At 58.8% G+C, this 18,816-nt stretch carries 16 protein-coding genes and 2 pseudogenes; 4 read left to right on the forward strand and 14 right to left on the reverse strand.

Translation table 11 applies throughout. The annotated features are described in order from the left end of the window. Nucleotides 1-91: 91 nt before the first annotated feature. The 5 genes from B5527_RS07605 to B5527_RS07625 form a co-directional block, all read right to left on the reverse strand. On the reverse strand, nucleotides 92-508 hold the full coding sequence (locus tag B5527_RS07605; protein ID WP_079600747.1) for a Zn-ribbon domain-containing OB-fold protein: 417 nt from the start codon (nucleotides 506-508) through the stop codon (nucleotides 92-94). After that, nucleotides 505-1,596: a thiolase family protein gene (locus B5527_RS07610; protein ID WP_154072074.1), complete on the reverse strand. Its 1,092-nt coding sequence runs from the start codon at nucleotides 1,594-1,596 to the stop codon at nucleotides 505-507. The genes B5527_RS07605 and B5527_RS07610 overlap by 4 nt, the downstream gene beginning before the upstream one ends. A 106-nt stretch (nucleotides 1,597-1,702) precedes the next feature. Next, a complete protein-coding gene (locus B5527_RS07615; RefSeq protein ID WP_172842502.1) occupies nucleotides 1,703-3,223 on the reverse strand; it encodes a hypothetical protein in 1,521 nt (506 codons plus the stop codon). A 66-nt stretch (nucleotides 3,224-3,289) separates the two neighbouring features. Further along, complete coding sequence (locus tag B5527_RS07620; protein ID WP_079600750.1) at nucleotides 3,290-4,636, reverse strand: LLM class flavin-dependent oxidoreductase; 1,347 nt, start codon at nucleotides 4,634-4,636, stop codon at nucleotides 3,290-3,292. A gap of 104 nt (nucleotides 4,637-4,740) precedes the next feature. Next, a complete protein-coding gene (locus B5527_RS07625; RefSeq protein ID WP_079600751.1) occupies nucleotides 4,741-5,565 on the reverse strand; it encodes an IclR family transcriptional regulator in 825 nt (274 codons plus the stop codon). Between the two features lie 271 nt (nucleotides 5,566-5,836). On the opposite strand from B5527_RS07625, the gene B5527_RS07630 reads away from it, so the two are divergent. Next, nucleotides 5,837-6,727, forward strand: a complete 891-nt coding sequence (locus B5527_RS07630) for a Bug family tripartite tricarboxylate transporter substrate binding protein (RefSeq protein ID WP_172842503.1) — start codon at nucleotides 5,837-5,839, stop codon at nucleotides 6,725-6,727. 453 nt (nucleotides 6,728-7,180) lie between these two features. Here B5527_RS07630 and B5527_RS07635 read toward each other — a convergent pair whose 3' ends face one another. Genes B5527_RS07635 through B5527_RS07660 form a run of 6 tightly spaced genes read right to left on the reverse strand, consistent with a single transcriptional unit; the run spans nucleotide 7,181 to nucleotide 13,541 of the window. Next, nucleotides 7,181-8,173 (reverse strand): Bug family tripartite tricarboxylate transporter substrate binding protein, encoded by a 993-nt coding sequence (locus tag B5527_RS07635; protein WP_079600753.1) that lies wholly within the window; start codon nucleotides 8,171-8,173, stop codon nucleotides 7,181-7,183. After that, nucleotides 8,170-9,114 carry an HpcH/HpaI aldolase/citrate lyase family protein gene (locus B5527_RS07640; RefSeq protein ID WP_079600754.1) on the reverse strand — a complete coding sequence of 315 codons (945 nt, stop codon included), beginning with the start codon at nucleotides 9,112-9,114 and terminating at the stop codon, nucleotides 8,170-8,172. The genes B5527_RS07635 and B5527_RS07640 overlap by 4 nt, the downstream gene beginning before the upstream one ends. A 3-nt stretch (nucleotides 9,115-9,117) precedes the next feature. After that, nucleotides 9,118-10,374: a CaiB/BaiF CoA transferase family protein gene (locus B5527_RS07645; RefSeq protein WP_079600755.1), complete on the reverse strand. Its 1,257-nt coding sequence runs from the start codon at nucleotides 10,372-10,374 to the stop codon at nucleotides 9,118-9,120. Further along, a complete protein-coding gene (locus B5527_RS07650; protein ID WP_154072077.1) occupies nucleotides 10,367-11,680 on the reverse strand; it encodes an amidase in 1,314 nt (437 codons plus the stop codon). The genes B5527_RS07645 and B5527_RS07650 overlap by 8 nt, the downstream gene beginning before the upstream one ends. Nucleotides 11,681-11,685: 5 nt before the next feature. After that, nucleotides 11,686-12,675, reverse strand: a complete 990-nt coding sequence (locus B5527_RS07655; RefSeq protein ID WP_079600757.1) for a Bug family tripartite tricarboxylate transporter substrate binding protein — start codon at nucleotides 12,673-12,675, stop codon at nucleotides 11,686-11,688. Continuing rightward, nucleotides 12,675-13,541, reverse strand: coding sequence for a serine hydrolase (locus B5527_RS07660; protein WP_079600758.1), 867 nt, complete (start codon nucleotides 13,539-13,541; stop codon nucleotides 12,675-12,677). Before B5527_RS07660 ends, B5527_RS07655 begins: the two co-directional genes overlap by 1 nt. Between B5527_RS07660 and B5527_RS07665 the strand changes: the two genes are divergently transcribed. Continuing rightward, nucleotides 13,540-14,556 carry a LysR family transcriptional regulator gene (locus tag B5527_RS07665; protein WP_079600759.1) on the forward strand — a complete coding sequence of 339 codons (1,017 nt, stop codon included), beginning with the start codon at nucleotides 13,540-13,542 and terminating at the stop codon, nucleotides 14,554-14,556. The genes B5527_RS07660 and B5527_RS07665 overlap by 2 nt on opposite strands. A gap of 349 nt (nucleotides 14,557-14,905) precedes the next feature. Here B5527_RS07665 and B5527_RS07670 read toward each other — a convergent pair whose 3' ends face one another. Further along, complete coding sequence (locus tag B5527_RS07670; RefSeq protein WP_154072078.1) at nucleotides 14,906-15,610, reverse strand: DUF6932 family protein; 705 nt, start codon at nucleotides 15,608-15,610, stop codon at nucleotides 14,906-14,908. 468 nt (nucleotides 15,611-16,078) lie between these two features. Here B5527_RS07670 and B5527_RS07675 point away from each other — a divergent pair, with 468 nt between their 5' ends. Continuing rightward, nucleotides 16,079-16,984 (forward strand): TrmB family transcriptional regulator, encoded by a 906-nt coding sequence (locus B5527_RS07675; RefSeq protein WP_197689278.1) that lies wholly within the window; start codon nucleotides 16,079-16,081, stop codon nucleotides 16,982-16,984. A gap of 349 nt (nucleotides 16,985-17,333) precedes the next feature. Here B5527_RS07675 and B5527_RS07680 read toward each other — a convergent pair whose 3' ends face one another. Together B5527_RS07680 and B5527_RS47550 are read right to left on the reverse strand one after the other, a co-directional pair. Beyond that, complete coding sequence (locus tag B5527_RS07680) at nucleotides 17,334-18,098, reverse strand: LysR substrate-binding domain-containing protein (RefSeq protein ID WP_245332531.1); 765 nt, start codon at nucleotides 18,096-18,098, stop codon at nucleotides 17,334-17,336. A gap of 61 nt (nucleotides 18,099-18,159) precedes the next feature. Next, nucleotides 18,160-18,270, reverse strand: a pseudogene (locus tag B5527_RS47550) (helix-turn-helix domain-containing protein); the annotation flags it as partial. Between B5527_RS47550 and B5527_RS07685 the strand changes: the two are divergent. Beyond that, nucleotides 18,245-18,658, forward strand: a pseudogene (locus tag B5527_RS07685) (putative sulfate exporter family transporter); the annotation flags it as partial. The pseudogenes B5527_RS47550 and B5527_RS07685 sit on opposite strands and share 26 nt — an antisense overlap. Nucleotides 18,659-18,816: the final 158 nt, after the last annotated feature.

Below are 18,816 nucleotides of genomic sequence, written 5' to 3' on the forward strand. Positions count from 1 at the left end.
TCGCCAACTGATAAGGATTGGTCACAAATGGAGTCAGTCCACCGACTGATAAGGTTTCGAGCAAAAGCTTATCAGTTTGAACCGCCAAATTTCAACTTGGTAAATTAGATTTTTCAAGCCGAAAGACCGGAAGTCCTAGTTCCGGATCCGTTGTTTCGACAAAGGCACAGGTAACGCGGGTGCCGCATTGCACCGACTCCGGAGCGCAGTCGACCAGATTGCTCAGGATTCGACCACCATCATCAAGTCGGATGAATGCGACAATGTAGGGTTCCCTGCCTTTCCACTCGGCTTGTGCAGGCCGGCGCACGATCGAAAATGTTTCGACGGCGCCTTTACCCTCACTTTCCTTCCACGCGATAGGGCTGTGGCACTTTGAACACCGTCCGGCTGGCGGCCAGCAGAAGTGATTTTGAGCTGTGCAAAACGGCAACAGCAATCGGCCTTCGCGCGCGGCTTTCCAGTGAGGTGTAGCTTCGCGACCGCTTCTCGGTGCGGAATATTTCATGTCGCCTCCAGCAATAAGACACCGTGCGTCGCGAATAGGCCGCCCATTCCATGAGTCATTGTCATCTCAGCATTTGGGATCTGCCGGTTGCCAGCTTCACCCCGAAGCTGCACAACGGCTTCGATCAGATTGCCAAAGCCGGCCGCGCGCCCCGGATAGCCATGCGACAGCAATCCGCCATGCGTATTGATCGGCAGCCGGCCATCGAGTTTGAATTCACCGCTGCGAAACGCCGCACCTGCTTTGCCTTTTGCCGCAAAGCCGAGATCCTCAACATTGACGAGCATGGCGATGGAGAAACAATCGTAAACCAGTGCGACATCGATGTCTGCACGCGCGCGTTTGGCGAACGACAATGCGCGGTCGAGCGCCAGGCCGGCGCCATGCGCCGTGTAGGACGGTGCTGCGGACAAATGCAAGTGCGTCGTGGAAAATCCCGCACCGATCGCACGAATTGGCCTCTTGCCGCCTTTGCCGGAGCGTTCCTCCGATGTCACGACCACTGCCGCGCCGCCGTCCGAGACCGGGGAGCAGTCAAGTAGACGAAGGGGATCGGCGATCATGTGACTTGCGCTGTAAGTTGCAATGTCCATCGGCGAGCGCATATGCGAATTAGGATGCATGGTCGCGGCCGCCCGATCATGGATGGCGACGGCGCCAAGATCACTCTCGTCGGCGCTAAATTCGTACATGTAAGCCCGTGCCACCATCCCGAACAGCGAGGGGACGGTCGGCCCGAACGGCCGTTCGATATCCGGGTGAACTGGGCCTGAATCGGCTAGCGTATTGACGTAAGCGTCGCGGGTATTGACGCTAAGAGGCATATCGGCGGAGACAATAAGAACCGTTTTTGCCGACCCACCCTCGATCATCTTGCGGGCCATATCAACCATGATCGCCGGCGCGGCGCCGCCACCTTCCAGGGTAAGGGCAGTCGGGGGGGTAATTCCAAGGTATTCTGCGAATGCAGCCGCATGGATAAGATATGAGTCCGAGCGGGGCGCGAGGGTGAGTATCGCATCGACGTCGTGCAGCTCAAGCCCAGCGTCGGCAAGCGCCTGTAAAGCTAAGCGTTCGTGCAGCGCCATTGGCGTCAGGCCCGGAATTCGCCCGTGTACCGGCTCCGCGATACCTGCGATCATTACATTGCTCATTGCAAACAACACTCTTCTGAAAAACTGTACCGACAGAGACTCATTCGTTTATTAGCCAGCGCGGTTTCCAGCCACCCGCGCCGTAGAGGCGTTGCTGCATTTCGCCAGATTCGCAAAAATGGACCGCATCGAGCCGCAGTTCAACCGCGGTCATGACCAGGTCTCGCAGGGCGTCCGTCGGAATGTCACGGCCGTTGGCATTAACATAGGCGTTCACTATGTGTCGGCCGTTATCCCCAATTTTCACTTCGATCTGGTAAGTGTCCCGCTCAAGCATCGTTTCGAGTGCCGCTCGCAGCTCGGCAAGATCGACGCGCGCGCCCTTCACTTTGATGAAATCGGATATCAATCTGCGGAACGGCTGGAAAAGTCTGGGCACCACAAGCTGGCATTTCGGGCATTCGTCAAATTTGACGCCGCCTTCGATAATGTCGCCCGACCAATAGCGGAGAATGACCGTTCCGTGCCAATCGATATGACTCCAGACTAGCACGGCAGGCGCGCCGGGCTTTGCCGGGAGCTTGGTCTCTGGGTCGATCATTTCAATAAAGAAATGCTGGGGGTCGACATGCAGTCCGCTGTTCTCGTCGCAGTCCCGAAAGCCGCCGGACTTGAGCTCGGTTGAGCTCATGCCCTGAATGAGGCGGGCGTTCGGGGCCTTCAGCTCGGCCAGAGACTTCCGAATGTTCGCGGCATACCCTTCGCTCAATGCTTCCGCCGACGCCGAGACCAGTTCGATCGATGGCAATCCGTCGATCTGCCCCGCCCTCAGCATCGTGCAGGCGGTGTCGAGCCAGGACACCAGATAGGATGAGGTGCCGTAGAGCGCCTGGATTTTGGTTCTGTGCGCGACCAAAACCTGATTTTCCGTGCTGGTAACGCGGCCGCCAAACATCGGCCGAAGCGGCTGGCCGTTAAGGAGGGGAACCAGGAAGTTACCGTAGAAGCCGAGATGCTCGCCGGCCGGCAGTAATGACATGAAGCGCTGCGTCGGCGACCAGGTCTTGATGTTGTGGTGAAACAGCCCAGCGCGGCGCAGCGGGCCATGAACGTCGGACAGGGTGTAGGTCGATTGCGCTGCGGTGCCTGTCGTACCACCGGTTCGGGTGGTCAGGATCGGCTGCCAGTCGTATAGGAATTCCCGATAGGCGCGTTCGTCGGTACTGACGGGAGGCTCAATATCGCCCGCCATCTCGGCGCTGCGCAGCGCGCTTTCGCGATAAAGCTTGATGTGATTGGACGAGATTTGTTCGACGGCGGGGTTGTATTCGGCGCCCGGCCAGTTCGGTTGCAGGACAAAATCCGGGAAATGGCTGCGAAGCTCGTCCTTGTCGGTGAAGGGTATCACGCTTGCAAACTCGGTCTCGTTTGAAATCGCCTCCAAGCGAATTCCGAGCTGGGCAAACTTTCTCCGGTAATAGGGCGAGTATCTCAGAATCTCTTCTTTTAGAAAACGCAACAGGTTCTGAAATGACAACGATCTCTGCTCAGCGGGATCAACGGACCGGCACGCGATTCGCTGCGCGCCTTTCGCGAACGTATTAAGGGTCTGAATTGACATCTACGGCAGCATTTTGGGATTATTGTTTCGCTTTGTGGCCGCGGTACCGACTGCCCGGGAATGGCTCTAACTTATATAGCGGCTCTCCGGGCGTTGTAGCCCTAGATGCTGGCGAAGGCTATGGCCGGAATAGTTTGTCCGGAACAATCTGCGGCGCTGCAGTTCTGGAACAACTAGGTTGACGAAGTCGTCAAAACCACCGGGAAGATAAGACGCCTGGATAATAAAGCCGTCCGCTGCCTCCGTTGTGAGCCATTCTTCCATCTGGTCGGCAATATGCGCCGGAGTGCCAACGACGGAATACGAACCACGCGATCCCGCGTAGCGCTCGTAAAGCTCGCGAATGCTGAGCTTTTCCTGCTGGGCTACGCTGCCCACCGTTTTCAGCCGGCTCATACTGGCTCTGGTCTTCTCAGGGATAAGATGATCCGGAATTGGCTCCTCGATCGACAAATGAGATAGATCAGCGCCACCAAGGTCAACGCTGAGGAGTTCCTTGCCGACGTCGGGATGGATCAGGGATTGCAGGTAGTCGAACTTGGCTTGCGCCTCCGACGTGGTCGTACCAACCGTCGGATTGAGGCCGGCAAGCATCTTCAACTGCTGCGGCGCGCGACCGAATTTCGCCATGCGGCTTTTGACATCTTGATAGAACTCTCGTGCCTTTTCGATGCGTTGCTGAGAAAAAAAGATGATTTCAGCGGTCTCCGCGCCCAATTCCTTGCCGTCTTCAGATGCGCCGGCCTGAGCGATGACCGGATAACCCTGAGGTGGACGCGCCAGATTGAGCGGGCCGCGGACCGAGAAAAAGGTTCCCTTGTGATTCAATTTATGCAACTTGCTGGCATCGAAATAGCGGTGGCCGGCGCGATCGCGCAGAAAAGCATCGTCCTCCCAGCTATCCCAAAGCCCGAGAACGACCCGAACGAATTCGCGGGCGCGTTCGTATCGTTCAGCAATATCGTAGTGTTCGTCGCGATTGAAGTTGAAACTCGCGGACGCATTCGCCGATGTGACGACATTCCATCCGGCACGGCCGCCGCTGATGTGATCGAGTGAGCCGAACAGGCGCGCGACGTTAAATGGCTCGTAGTAGCTCGTCGATGCGGTGCAGACGAGGCCGATGTGTTGGGTCACAGATGCGGTCGCGGACAATAGCGTGATCGGCTCGAAGTGTGCCATGTATTGCGGCCACCTGCTGAGCGCCTCCATGTTGCCGTCACGCGTCGCCACGGCGTCCGCCATAAATACGAAGTCGAATTTTGCCCGCTCCGCGGTTTGCGCAAGCTTGACGAAGTAAGGAAAATTCTGCCCCGCATCGATTTGTGAATCCGGGTGGAGCCACGCGGCGATATGCTGTCCCATCGACGGGAAGTGCGCGCCCAACACGAGCTGTCGCTTTGGCTCGGGCATAAACTATCCTCAACTCGCGGCCCTCGAATTCGTGGGGCCCATCGCCGCGCAAGCTAGAATCGATCGCAACGGCTTGTCGAGAACGAGCGTCCACTATGTGAACATTACAATTGCTGGCGAAAAACCGGGTTCTCGCTTCTCAGCATGCGAATCTTAGCGTTGATCGTGGGCAGCTCGTCGCGAAGCGTGGTGAGAATCTCCCGGCGATGCTCGGAAGTCATGCGTTGGGCGATGTTGGTCACACTGATCGCCCCGATGCAGCGATTGTCTCTATCGCAGAGGGGAATGCCGATGCCAGAAAGGTGCGGCGGCCCGTATCCCCGGCTGTAGGCATAGCCGTTCTTGCGTGACTTCGAGAGCTGAAGCGGGAGACCCTCGGGTCTGACGTTGTGATCCCGCAAGCGGTGGGCGTTGTTCTCAATAAAGTCTGCTACTTCCTTGTCCGGCAGCGCGCCGAGTATGGCAAGGCCGGTTGCACCGACGCCCAATGGCCTCGGCATTCCGACATTCAACGGCATCGCACGAACTGGCGTCGTTCCAATTCTGCGATCGATAACGAGGGCGTCATCGCCCTGCCTGGTTGCGAGAAAGACGGTGTCACCGGTAGCAGAGGCAATTCGGGTAAGCGTGTTCTCGCAAATTTCGCGCAAGTTAAGCCGGCTTGCGGCTACCATACCAAGCCGGTGAATCTGATCGCCGAGCAAGTAACGCTTGCCATTGTCGTCGCGAATGACGAGGCTTTCTGCTGCCAGGCAGGACAATATGCGATGAATGGTGGGCCGTTCGATATCGAGCCGGTCGCAGAGGTCGACCACGCGAAGGCCGCGCGGTCCCGCCGTGCCGATTGCTTTCAGAATATGCGATGCCCTGACGATCGCCTGCGTGCCGGAATAAGGTTTCGACGTCGCTTTCGGCTTCCGTTGGCGCATGGGCGATTTCCGCAATTGTCGGCGGGCATTGTAGGGCCGGGTGCTAGGGAAGCAACGGGCTAGGTACAAATAGCCACATTGTGGACATCGCTCATAGACAGGCAAAGACCGCGGTTCTACGTTCTCTGATCATATTTGCGGGTCATCCCATCAGCGGAACCGAATCATGTTGAGCCGAAGAAAACTGCTGTCTGCTGCCGTGGCTTCGTCGGCGTTGTCTCTCGGGCTCAGGCCTACGGGTTCCGAAGCTGCAGATGAATACCCGAACCGGTTGATCCGGCTGATCGTGGGTTACGCAACCGGCGGCAACGTTGACGTTCCGGCCCGATTATTTGTGCCTGAGTTACAGAGAATTCTGGGCGTGCCCGTGATTATCGAAAATCGGCCGGGCGCGAGCGGCATTACGGCGGCTGAAGCTGTTGCGAGCATGGCTCCGGACGGCTACAACATCATTTGGGGAACGTCGGCCAGCCACAGCGTTTCGGTTGTCGCGATGGCGTCGCTGCCGTTCGATCCGGTGAAGGATTTCGCCCCAATCACATTGATCAGCGAAGATCCCAACGTGATTGTCGCCAGCGAGGGCTTTCCGGCGGCCGATTCGATCGAGGCCTTTCTGGCCTATGTGAAATCTCATCCTAACACGCCGATCGGAACGTCCGGGCCGGCCACCTCAGGACGGTTTGCCGTCGAACTCATGAAGCCCAAGTTGGGCGTCGAACTGACTGTGGTCCCCTACAAGTCCACGGGACCACTGCTGACGGATCTGGCCGGAGGTCATATCCCGCTCGGAATCATGGGGGCATCGACGGCGGTGCCCTTTATCAGGGAAAAAAGCATTCGTGCGATTGCCATGACCAGCCTCCGTCGCTCGAGTGTTCTGCCTGACGTTCCCACCTTAAATGAAACGGTATCCAAGGGTTTCGACGCGGTCGCCTGGAGCGCCTTGTTTGCTCCGCCCGGGACGCCCGACGCGATCATCAACAAGATCAACGCCGCCATGAAGGAGGCGTCCGAACTGCCGGCCATCAAGAAGTGGTTCGCGGAATCCGGGTTGGAAGTCCCCATGAGTTCGCCGGAAGAGTTGACGTCCTTCATGAAGGCCGACATCCAGAAATGGGTGCAAGTCGCCAAAGAGAATAATCTGAAGATTGATGTGCAATAGTTGGGCGCGGCAGAAGAGCGAGTTCGCGAACCTCAAGCTACGTTCGCACAGTGGCATGTAATTTCTGCAAAACTGGTAGTGAAGCAGGCTGTGATTTGGCGGTGCCTCGCACGCACTGAAAGCGGCTTTGTCGAAAAATCGTCGTGAGTTTCTGGCCAACGAAGCCTCTTCACACGATGGGGCCCACCGGAATTGGGTATGAAGCTATCCAGTCGCGAATTGACAAGGAAAGAGTAGAAATGGAGTCGGCTCGCGAACTCGCGAACTGACAAGTTTTCATACAAATGGTCAGTTCGCTGACTGATAAGCAAATCGTCGAAACGGAGTCAGTCGGCGACTGATAAGCAAAGGCATAAAAGCTAGTCAGTTTTGACCGGGTAAACCTCGGCGCCTACGCGCCGCTGGCGGGTGCATTGTCGCCGACAGTGTCGGCCTGGAACCCGCCGAGATAGTTCACTCCACCTTGATCTGAGCGTCCTGGATAACCTTAAACCAGCGTTGCTGTTCCGCCTGAACGTAGGCGCCGAATTGCGACGCGTTGTCCTGGCTCGGTGTGGCACCCTGCTGTTCCAGCAATTCCTTGGTCTTGGGTGCGTTCATAATGTCGACCGTCACCTTGTTGAGCTTCGTCACGATTTCCGGCGGGGTGCTCGTCGGCGCGAACAGCCCGAACCAGCCTTCCACTTCATAGCCCGGCACGCCCGCCTCATCGATCGTCGGTACGTTGGGGAGCAACGGTGAGCGCCGCTTCCCCGTAACGCCAAGCGCCTTGAGGTCGCCTCGCTGGATGTATGGCAGGCAGACCGGAAGATTGCAGAACATCATATCGACCCGTCCCGTGAGGAGGTCCGTCATCGGGGCGTTGCCGCCCTTGTAAGGGACGTGCAGGATTTTCGTATGCGTCATCGACTTGAACAATTCGCCGGCAAGATGTTGGCTGCCTCCGACGCCGCCGGACGCGAATGTGTAGTCGCCGCGGTTCAATTCGGCGATAAGTTCGGTCACCGAGTTTGCCTTGAGCTTGCCGGGTCCGAGCACCAGCACGTTGGGCACCGTTGCGAGGTTGGCGATGGCGACAAAGTCTTTGCGGGCGTCGAAGCGCAGGTTTGTATGGAGAATTGGATTGACAGCGTTCGTGCTGGTCGGTCCGACCAACAGTGTATAGCCGTCGGGAGTCGCGGCCGCCACATAGCCCGCGCCGATGTCGCCGTCCGCGCCCGGCTTGTTCTCGACAATGACGGCCTGTCCCAACAGGGGTTGCAGACGGTCGCTAAGCACGCGTGCTGCGATGTCGGCCACGCCGCCCGGCGAGAACGGCACGACTAACGTGATGCGATGATCGGGATAGTTTTCCTGCGCCTGCAACGGCGTCGGGGAGAGACTTGGGAGTGCGCCAAGCAAGCAAGCGCTAGCGACCAGGCTGTATCGGATAGTGGGCAGGATCATGCTGCACCTCCAGCGCCGGCGGTGGCGAATTCGCATAGTCGAGCATTGCGCTGCTCGATGGCGGCGTGGCGTGTGAGGACGCGCTCCGCTCTCAGAAGTACGGGAACGTCTACCATCTTGCCATCGACGGCGAAGGAACCGCGGCCTTCGGCCTTCGCCGCATCATTGCGCGTGATCAGATCGTGAGCCGCAGCGACTTCTTCCGGCCGTGGGCTGTATTCCTCATTCAGGATCGTCACCTGCCCAGGGTGGATGCAGTTCGCGCCCTCGAATCCCATACGGCGTGAGCGGTGTATCATGTCGCGGAATTTTTGTGGGTCACCGAATTCGGCTACGCTGCCGACGAAGCCCAGCGGTATGAGGCCAGCGGCGCGCGCCGCGAACAGCGTATGCTGCTTGGGATAGAGCAGGGCCTCCGGTTCGGGTTCCATCCCGATCGACATCGCGAAATCCTCAGTGCCCAGATTGAGCGCGGCCAACCGCGGCGTTGCGCTAGCGATTTTTCGAACGTGGAAGAACGCATCCGCTGTTTCGATCATGGCGATGAAGCGGATGCGCCCGACCGGCAGGCCGCGGTTTTGTTCTAGCTTGCTCACCAACTCGTCGAGAAGCTGCAGATGAGAGGGACTGGCAACCTTGGTTACCGAGATTGCATCTACTTCTGGGCGGACACAGGCTTCGATGTCCCTTACCGCCAAGTCCAGCGGGCGGTTGATGCGCACCACGAGGTCGGCGCCGCCTCGGCGTACGCGGATGGCAGCCGTCTCGATCAACCTGCGGGCATTATCTTTTTCGGCGTCCGGCACGCTGTCTTCGAGATCGAGGTGGATGGCGTCAGCGCCTCGGCGATGCGCGCCTTCGACGAAGCGCTCCACATTGATCGGCACGAAGAGCAGCGTGCGCCAGACAGGAAGGTCTCGGTGGGCCGATGCTTGTGTCATGTGCTAGCGTTCCCGGGAGGCCGTCGCGCCTTCGCGGGCAATCCCCGCGGCGAGCAGTGTTTTGTAGCGCGCATCGTCGATGCCCGCGTCGGCCAAGACTTCGCGATTGTGCTGGCCAAGTTCTGGAGCGGCGTGGCGCAGGACGCCGGGAGTGCCGGACAGGCGCGGGCTGATGTTGTGCATGGCGACAGTGCCAAGATCCTTATCTGGCGTGCGAACGAGAATCTCGCGGGCAACGATGTAGGGATCTTCGACGATTTGCGAGATATCGTTGACCGGACCTACGGTTACGTCCGCGGCATCGAAGAAACGCAGGTTTTCCTCCAGCGTGCGCTCCCGCATAAAGCCGTCGATGACGGCTTCCAGCGCGGCGGCATTCTTGATGCGCGCGGCGTTCGTGGCATAATCTGGATGACCTATCAGATCTTCACGGCCGATCACGCGGAGCAGGCGCTCGGCCATGGCCTGCGTCGAAGCCGACAGGCAAATCCAGTGGTCGTCTCGGGTACGAAAGACATTCCGGGGTCCCGCCGTCGTGGATCGGCTGCCTGTACGCGGCCTGACTCGCCCGGTCACTTGGTAGTGCGCGGCTTGAGGCCCCAAGATCGCGAACAGCGGATCGAACAGGGGCAGATCCAGCGTCTGGCCTCGGCCGCCGTTGACCTCAACCTCGCGCAACGCAACCATCGTTGCAAAAGCGCCCGCGAGGCCGGCTACATTGTCGGCCATCTGTATGGGAGGCAGCACGGGTTCACGATCGGAGAAGCCATTCATCGATGCGTAGCCTGAGAAACCCTCGACCAGGGTGCCGAAGCCCGGCTTATGGCGGAACGGCCCTGTCTGGCCCCATCCCGAAATGCGCACCACCACAAGACCAGGATTGGCGGCGTGCAGCACATCCGGAGCCAATCCCATTTTTTCCAGGGTATCCGGCCGGTAGTTCTCCACCAGGACATGCGCGTTACGCACCATCGCCAGCAATGCGTCCTTGGCTTCGGCAGCTCGCAAGTCGATGCATACGCTTTTCTTGTTGCGACCGTAGACTTTCCAGTGGGTATCGACGCCATCGGAAAGCCACGCACGCAGCGGATCGCCCTGTGGAGGCTCGACCTTAATGACGTCGGCGCCGAAATCCGCAAGACCCAAAGTAAGAATGTTGCCAGCCACGAGGCGCGACAAGTCCAGCACTCGCACGCCGTGCAGAGGCCCACGCGCGTCCGGCTGGAATGACTTGAGGGGAAGCTTGTTCAGTTCAGGCATAGAGTCCGTTGGAGGTTGTGTCAGTGGAATAATCAATGGGAAACATGCTTGCCACGGCATGAGCCACGGCTAGGACACGCAGGTCGCACCCGTGCGGACCGATCAATTGCACGCCCACCGGCAGGCCGGAAGGGCCCCTACCAACAGGCAACGCTATCGTAGGCAAGTGCAGCAAGGTCCAGAGCGCGCCGAAGCGGGGCGAACCTGATTCATCCAGGCCGGCTTCTGCTTCGCCTTCGGTGGCAGGATACAGCAACGCGTCGAGGCCATCGAACAGAATCGCCGCGAATGATCTCGCCTCGGCCGCCTCCTGCAGCATGTGCAGATAATCCGTCATACCGATCGAGTCCGCGGCCGCCAGGCGTTCTCGCAGGCGCGGGCTAAGACGTTGGCGATGAGAGCGATATTCATGTGACAGCGAACGGCGCGCTTCGTAGCTTGTGATAGGGGTCTGTATCGTCAGAGCCGACTCCATGCGGCGCGGCAATTGCACCTCACGAACGCTCGCACCGGCATCCTCGAGCCTGTAGCGCACGCGCTCGACAGCTTGCAGCGACGCTGGCCGCGCGTACTGCCATTGGCTCGATACACATAGTCCAATTCGCAAATGGCCCGCGGGAGCAAGAACGGATTTCACGCCCTGTAGGCCGTGCACTAACAGCGTGGCATCAGCGACCGTGCGCGCCAGAATGCCGGCGGTGTCCTGCGACGGACTTAGCGCTTTCATTCCTGCGCTTGGAATCAGCTGAAACGTTGGCTTGTAACCGGTTACGCCGCAATAGGTCGCCGGGCGCAGGATCGAGCCAGTCGTTTGGGAGCCCAACGCAATGGGGGCCATGCCGTCGGCCACGGCGGCGGCCGAGCCGCTAGATGAGCCGCCGGGAGTGTGCGATAGCCGGTGAGGATTGCGTGTCTTTCCCGACGTGCGCGTTGCGAATTCCTGGGTGACGGTCTTACCCAAAACGATTGCGCCCTGTTTGCGCAGTCCCGCCACGCAGGCGGCATCCGTCGCAGGAATATGGCCCGCGTAAATTTCTGATCCGTACGACGTGGGATAATCCACGGTATCGAAGATATCCTTGACTGCGAATGGGATGCCGCGCAGCGGAGGGCCCGGCGGCTGCGCGTCGGCCTGCCGCGCACCAAAAATTGCTCGCTGCGGGTCGCACTCGGTAAACGCCTGTACATCAGGTTCACGCTCGGCGATGCGGTCGAGATAGGCGCGGGTCAGCTGCTCCGCCGTGATCTGCGCGGTCTCAAGTGCACGCGCGGCCTCAAGGACCGTAAGGCGATGCAGCGGTGTCAAATCCGTCACTCCAAGGTGATACCCAGTTTCACGACGGCGCTGGCCCACTTGTCGTGCTCGTTTTTGACAAAAGCCGTAAACTGATCGCGGGAAGCCGGTATCGGTTCGGCGCCCTGCGCCAGCAACTGTTTGAGCACGTCATCCTGGCGCAAGATCTCGGTGACCTCGCGATTGAGCGTGTCGAGGATTGCGGGCCGTACGCGGCTGGGCGCGAACAAGCCGAACCAGCCGTCCACGCTGCAGCCGGCAAGTCCCAGCTGAGCCATGGTCGGTACGTCAGGCAGCAGTGCGGACCGCTGCGTCGAGGTTACGCCGAGCGCTCGCAGCTTGCCGTTCTGAATGTAAGGTAAGCAGATCGGCAGGTTGCAGAACATGAATTGCACCCGGTTGCTTAATAGATCGGGCAGTGCAGGGAAGCCGCCCTTGTAGGCGACGTGCGTGGCCTGTGCTCCGCCCAGCGAGGTGAAGATCGCGGCCGCCAGATGTTGCGCGCCGCCGGCCCCTCCCGACGCATAGCTGTAACTGTCCTTCTTCATTAGCGCGAGCAGGTCGTCGACGTTCCGGGCTGGTACGCTGTCGGGCACAACGAGCACGTTGGTCACGCTGGCCGCGCCGGTGATCGGCGCGAAGTCACGCAGGGGATCGAAGGTCAGGTCTTTGTACAGGCTGGGATTGATGGCGTTGGTGCTGACCGACCCCATCAGCAGCGTATAACCGTCCGGTGCCGCCTCGGCGACGAATGCGGCACCCACATTGCCGCCCGCGCCGGGTTTGTTCTCCACCACTACCGTGCCGTGCAGGCGCGGTGCAAGATGCTGGGCAACCGTGCGGGCAAGAATATCAGTGACGCTACCGGCCGCGAAGGGCACGATCATGCGTATTGGCCTATCAGGATACTGCGAAGTCTGGGCAAGTCCGCTGGCGGGGACTGCGATCAGGGTGGCGCATCCGAGCACAATGCGGACGAGAAACCACGGCTTCTTGATCAGGTCCATCACGATGTCTCCGGTAAGCTGCTTGTGGATGTTGAGGTCTCCACCAGCGTATCCCAAGCCGAACGCGACAGCGCGGCGATGAAGCGCGAGGCCGCGGCACGTCCCGGCTCACCGGTTGCCATCCTCTCGGGGACGTCGAAGGTATACGCGCATAGCAGATACAACGGAATGTCGCCCTGGAAGACGATACCCGTGTCGTGATGCATGCCGGGTCCAGTGCCATCCTTGTGGGCGACCTTTGCGATTTCGGGAAGCAGCGCTGGAATCTTTCCCCGCAACTGCTGGCCCCGCAGCGCCCGCAGCGCCATCGCACAATGCACGGGTTGGCAATCCAGCCGTCGCGCGGCATTCTCGTCTCGGCTGCCTAGGAGAACGGCCTCGAGCAGGTATGCTTGTTCGCGCGCGGTAGACACCGTATTGGCTGGCAGGTCCGCGGTCTGCAACGGCAGACCCATGCGATGCACGGTTCGCGCCATGCCGACGGACCGGCACCAGGCATTGATCCGATCCAGACCTAACAGGTCGACGATCGCGCCGGTACAGCCATTGTCACTCACCGCGATCATCAACACCATCGCGTCATGTAGCCGGAGAGTCGGCCCGGCGAACAGGAACTGCGTTATGCCGGAATGCGTGCCCTGATATTCGTGCGGAACGACGATGGGCTGTTCGAGCGAGTGCTCGCCGCGGGCGACGGCACTGAGCAAGGTCATCATGATCGCGACCTTCCGGGTGCTGCGCGTCGCCACCAGCCGTTCCGGATCATGTCCCCACTCACGGCCAGTAGCGAGATCCTTCAGATACCAGGACACCCCGAAGGGCTGCACCGCGGTAAGGCGATCCAGGGCGTAGGTAAGATTGGTCATGTGGAAATTCTACGCGCCGCCGATTCTGATTACTAATTTGATTTTTAGTGCCAATTCATATGTTTTACGACATAATCACTTTATGTCTTCGCCGCTCTATTCCCGCCAACTGCTCGCCTTCGTCACTGTCGCCGAGGAACTTCATTTCGGCCGGGCGGCGGAACGGCTGCATATGAGCCAACCTCCATTGAGCCAGCTTATACGCCGGTTCGAGAAGGAAGTGGGCACATCGCTGTTCTTGCGGACAACCCGCTCGGTCAAGCTCACTCCAGCGGGCCAGATACTTTTCGATTGTTCGCGAAACTTGATCGACCAAGGTAATGCCGTGTTGATCGGCATGCGCGAGGTTGCGACCGGCCAGCGCGGCACGCTGACCCTGGGGTTCACGAGCACAGCGGCCTTCGATGCGTTACCTCGCGCCATCTCCGCCTATCGCGAACGATATCCGAATGTACAGCTGCTGTTACATGAGCAGAAAACATCTAGCGAGTTATGGCAGGAACTGCTGGCGGGGCGGCTGGATGCCGCACTGCTGCGCCGCCAGGCTTCGATGAGCGACAGCGGCTTCCGCTTCATGTTAGTTGGGCGCGAACCCCTGGTTGTTGCTGTGCCAGCGCGTCACCGCATGGCGTCTTTTGCCAAGGTACGGCTGGCTGACCTTCGCGACGAGCCTTTCATTGCATTCGCGGAGCGCAAGTCACATTATTTCCACGCGTTGATCGGCGGATTATTCGAGCGCGCCGGCTTCAAGCCGCGAACCGTTACAGAGAGTGTGCTGCCGACCATGCTTTCGCTGGTGGAGGCGGGCGTGGGCATAGCGTTGGTGCCGGAATCCGCCGCAATGGTTCGGTGCGGCAAACTGGCCTTCAGACAATTGCGCGGCCCCCACACCGCCGCCGAACTTCACGTTGCCCTGCGGGCCGACGGAACCAATGCCGCCGCCGGCATGTTCGCAACGATCGCGGCTCAAGTCTGCAGACGGCGTGAAAATACACAAACGGAGTCAATTCGCTGACTGATAAAGGTTGGTCGCAAACGGAGTCAGTTCGCAGACTGATAAGAAAATCATGCAAAATTACAAAATGGGGTCAGATACTCCCACACCGGGAAGTCGCAGAAAAGTCGAACTCCCTCAGCCGATCGGGCAGGCGAGCATGCCACCTTGTCGTCGCCACTCGCCAAGTGGTCCTTCACAAATGCACCCGCGTCTGGGGCGTCTTACGGAGTTGGTGTTTGAGATTGTGGCTTTTGATAGTGTTTGGTCGGCTTCGATTCGCGGATCACCTTGCTATACGCTTCGACTCTGACGGTTCCGCAGTTCGCTTCTAGAAACGGCATCCAACGCTGAGAGACTACGTCACGTTTTATGACGTTGTTATGCGTGAATATTGTAGAAGATGACTGCGACAAGCGTGAGCTAGGTTTAGAAAGACCGTTGCCTCGACATACCCATAGTGAAAGGGGGCTACCGTCCATCCGTTTGCACTTGCGTTAAGGGCGACTTCTGCGTTCCACTCAGCATGAGTCCGGATCCCGTGAATGGTGACCAGCCCCTTGGTTCGTAATGTCTTCTCCACATAATGTCTTTGGATGTATGCTCTCCGCACCACCTCATATAGATCCTCATCCGGCTCCCAAGTGATATCCCAACATAACCCCTCACTTCGTCGAATTTGTACATCGACGACGCCGACGCGGTCTTCAAAGCGACTGGTCGACATTAGCTTCAGGAAGCTTGCAACCAGCTGGGGTTGATCACTGGATGCAAAAAAGATGTCGACTGAGTTTCCGCTTATATCCAGGCTTTCAATGCGTGGTGGAATTTGACTTGCTGATTTGAACAAGATGACACAGTCGATGTCGCGCGGCTCGGGTTTGTTGGTAACAAACGAGCCCCCGACTAGGACAGACGTTGCGCCATAGTGAGCAGCAAAGTCGAAAATGTTCAGAATTGTCTGACGATACTCTCGCCGATACGGGCTGCTCATGAAGTGCTGCAGAAACTGCTCTCCGGTGCAGCTGTAAACGCCAGTCGGTAGAAATCCCTCGTGATCGAAGGCAGGAAACATGCCTTGTAATTCCTTCTCTTGGTAAATTACGCTTCGGGCTACATCGAAGCCGCCGCTACCCGACATCGCAGGATGTTGTTGGTTCAGGCGGATATAGCTAGGTTATTGCGTCATGCACCTGAGTTGCAAGCTCACTCATAAGCGAGCGCTTGAATGGGTCAGCTCTGGCGCAGAGCTCACCAGGCCGCCGCTCAACGTGCCCACTTCAAAAAACGACAACTGTAATGCTAGTCGAACAGTCCAATGGGGCCGGGATGACCGTTCGCTATCAGTTGCCGCGCCCCCAATGAAACCCCGCCCGATGCGTCCCTCCCTCGTCTGGAGCCATTTGGCCTTATCTATCCCTCCCCACCCATTCAAGACGCACTATTAGTCTAGCCTACTACTACCTGATTCCTGTAGACTGTTATGGCAACGGCGCCTTGATTTTGGCTGCCAGCTTGATCGTGCGACTGGGAAAGGATCTGCGTGGCCAAATCAAATTCACCTACCATGGGCGACATGCTGCCAGATCTTCAGGCATTGGGCTTCAGTGAATACGAAGCGAGGGCGTACTTGACGCTTTATCGATCGCAGCCGGCGACGGCCTACGAGGTAAGTAAGCTTGCCGGGCTTCCGAAAGCTAATGTCTATTCAGTTCTGGACAGTCTTACAAAGAAAGAGGCTGTTCAGCCGATTTCCGAAAACCCCCTACGTTACGTCGTGGTGCCGCCGGCCGTGCTCTTCAACCGGATTGCACAGACTGTTACCAACCGATGCGCCAAATTAACGGAGACCGTGTCTCAACTTTCAAGCGGAGGGGACGATCATTACGTCTGGTCGCTAGCTGGCAGCGATGCGCTGTCGGAAAAGATCCGAGCGATGATCGACGGCGCGAAGTCGCATATCTGGGTCAAGGCGGACGAGAACCTTCTTATGCCCTACCGGGAAGCTTTGCGGAGCGCCGCGGATCGTGGCGTTGCTATTCTCATCATCCTGTTCGGCACGAAGCTTGAGGAATTTGATTTTGGCTATCCGTCCCGGACCTATCTGCACGAGGGCAACGGTATACCGGTCGGCATCGCGCATCAGCTTGTTACGCTAACAGTCGATTTCGAGGAAGCAGTCGTAGCCGAATTTCGTGCGCAAGCGCGCGGATCCTATACGCGCAACAGACCCGTGGTTAACCTTGCGGATTCGCTGTTGCGTCACGAAATTTACTTCGCGGAAATATTTGCCTTGTTTGGCGAGGCGATTCAGAAGGAGTTCGGGCCTGCGCTGCTCGAACTACGCAAGAAGTATCTGCCGACCGAACAAGTGAGAGCGCTCGAGCGCATGATCCGGTCAGGCGAAATGAATTTTCCGTTGGGCGCACGCGATAACGCGAACGCTTGATTGAGGCGAGCAATCCCGACGAAATCCGCCTGCAAAGACTACGCGAGAAACAATTTCTCCCGCCGTGCCGGTTGGCAGCGAGGCGTTATCGCCGCCGTCCGTAGAAAGCCAAATCCATCCATTGCCGCGATGTCCTTGTGCTTTAGATTATTGGCCACAGGCTTTGCGGGAAATATCGATGTCGGATCAGCATTTCGATGCTTTTGGAGATCGCTCAAGCGTCGTCCGGCCCCGGCAGGGCGACGAGGTAATATCGTCGCCTTCGAGGTTTCTCGCGCGATTTGGCACGGTGTTGTTCTGGGTCGTGGTCGCCCCCATCGTTATAATGCGGGTGTTGGTCCGGGTATGATTACCGCGACCGGCGCGGGGTTGCCGTCGCAGCTTTTGCGGATTGCGTCGATCTGAACCTAGTTTCGGTCCCGGAATTTCGCTTGATCAATTTCTCGAAGACGTCGGCGGCTGGAATGGACATTCGCCCCGGCACCTTCAATTGCCAAAGCGTCCTCTCGAGACGGATACCCGCGATTCCGATCATCTTCAGCCGTTGAAGGTTGACCTGGTCCTTGACCGCGGCGGCGGACACGATGGAGATTCCGAGGCCCGCCGCGACCAATTGCTTGATTGCTTCCGTACTGCCGATCTCGAGTGTCCGCGACGTCTGGATGGCGTGGAGCGAGAGCAGTTGAATGACGACTTCGCGCGACCCGGAGCCTGGCTCGCGGATCACCAGCAGTTCCTTTGTCAAACGTGCAGGATCAATCGGCTGATCCCTGCGACCGAATGGGTGAGACGGCGCCGTGATAAGCGTCATGACGTCGGTCTGCCACGGTTCCGAAATCAGTCCGTCATCCTCGATCGGTCCTTCCACCAGCGCGATCTCGATTTCGTGCTGGAGCATGAGGTCCGCGATGTCGCGCGTGTTCGCGCTGACGAGGTGGAGATCAATTCCGGGATGGGCTCGGTGGAATTCGCCGAGGTATTCGGGAAGCAAATAGGTCGCAATGGTGGTGCTGGCACCGATCCGGAGCGATCCGCTGTCCAGGCCGCGCAGTGATTTCAGTTCCTGTTCCGCCGCCCGTTCGGACGCAAAGATTGATTTGGCGCGCCAGCGCAAGCCCCTCCCGGGTGGGTTTGACGCCCTTGTGGGAGCGATCAAGCAGGCGGCAACCGAGCTGCAACTCGAAATCCCGCACACCCTTCGAGACCGCCGGCTGACTGAGCCGCAGCACGGCGGCGGCACGCGAAAAGCTGCCGGTTCCCGCCACCGTGGCAAACAATCTCAGCACCCAGATCGGGACGCTCGTCAAGTTGATCCGGGTGCTGCTTCTTGGCCCGGTCGTGATGGCGCTATCGGTCATTTCATGGCGCTACGCATTGCGCGGGGAGACTGGCTCGGCGACGCCAAAGCTCAATCTGCGCAATCTGGTCCCGTGGTTCATTCCGGGATTTCTGATCCTCGCGGCATTGCGATCCTTTGCATTTGTGCCGGAGAGCTGGGCGGCGCCGATCTCCCAAGCGGCGGCATTGCTGACGGTGCTCTCGATGGCGGCACTTGGGCTCGGTGTGGATCTTCGCGTCATTAGCCGGGTAGGGGGGCGGGTCACTGCCGCCGTAACCCTCTCGCTGATGGTGCTGCTCGGTCTGAGCATCGGCGTCGTGCACCTATTTCCCTAGAAGTTTCCTTTTCGTTGCTCGAGGGCTTGATCGCTGTGCCGGCCTCCGGCTCAGCAGGCTCTGCCGTGCTCGATCAACGTAGCTACCAACGTCGGCTTGACCGGCCTCGACTAATGGTATTAGTAGATACTACCAAATATTTCAGACCCTCCATTCAT

The organism is Bradyrhizobium erythrophlei, assembly GCF_900129425.1.
Taxonomy (GTDB): domain Bacteria; phylum Pseudomonadota; class Alphaproteobacteria; order Rhizobiales; family Xanthobacteraceae; genus Bradyrhizobium; species Bradyrhizobium erythrophlei_C.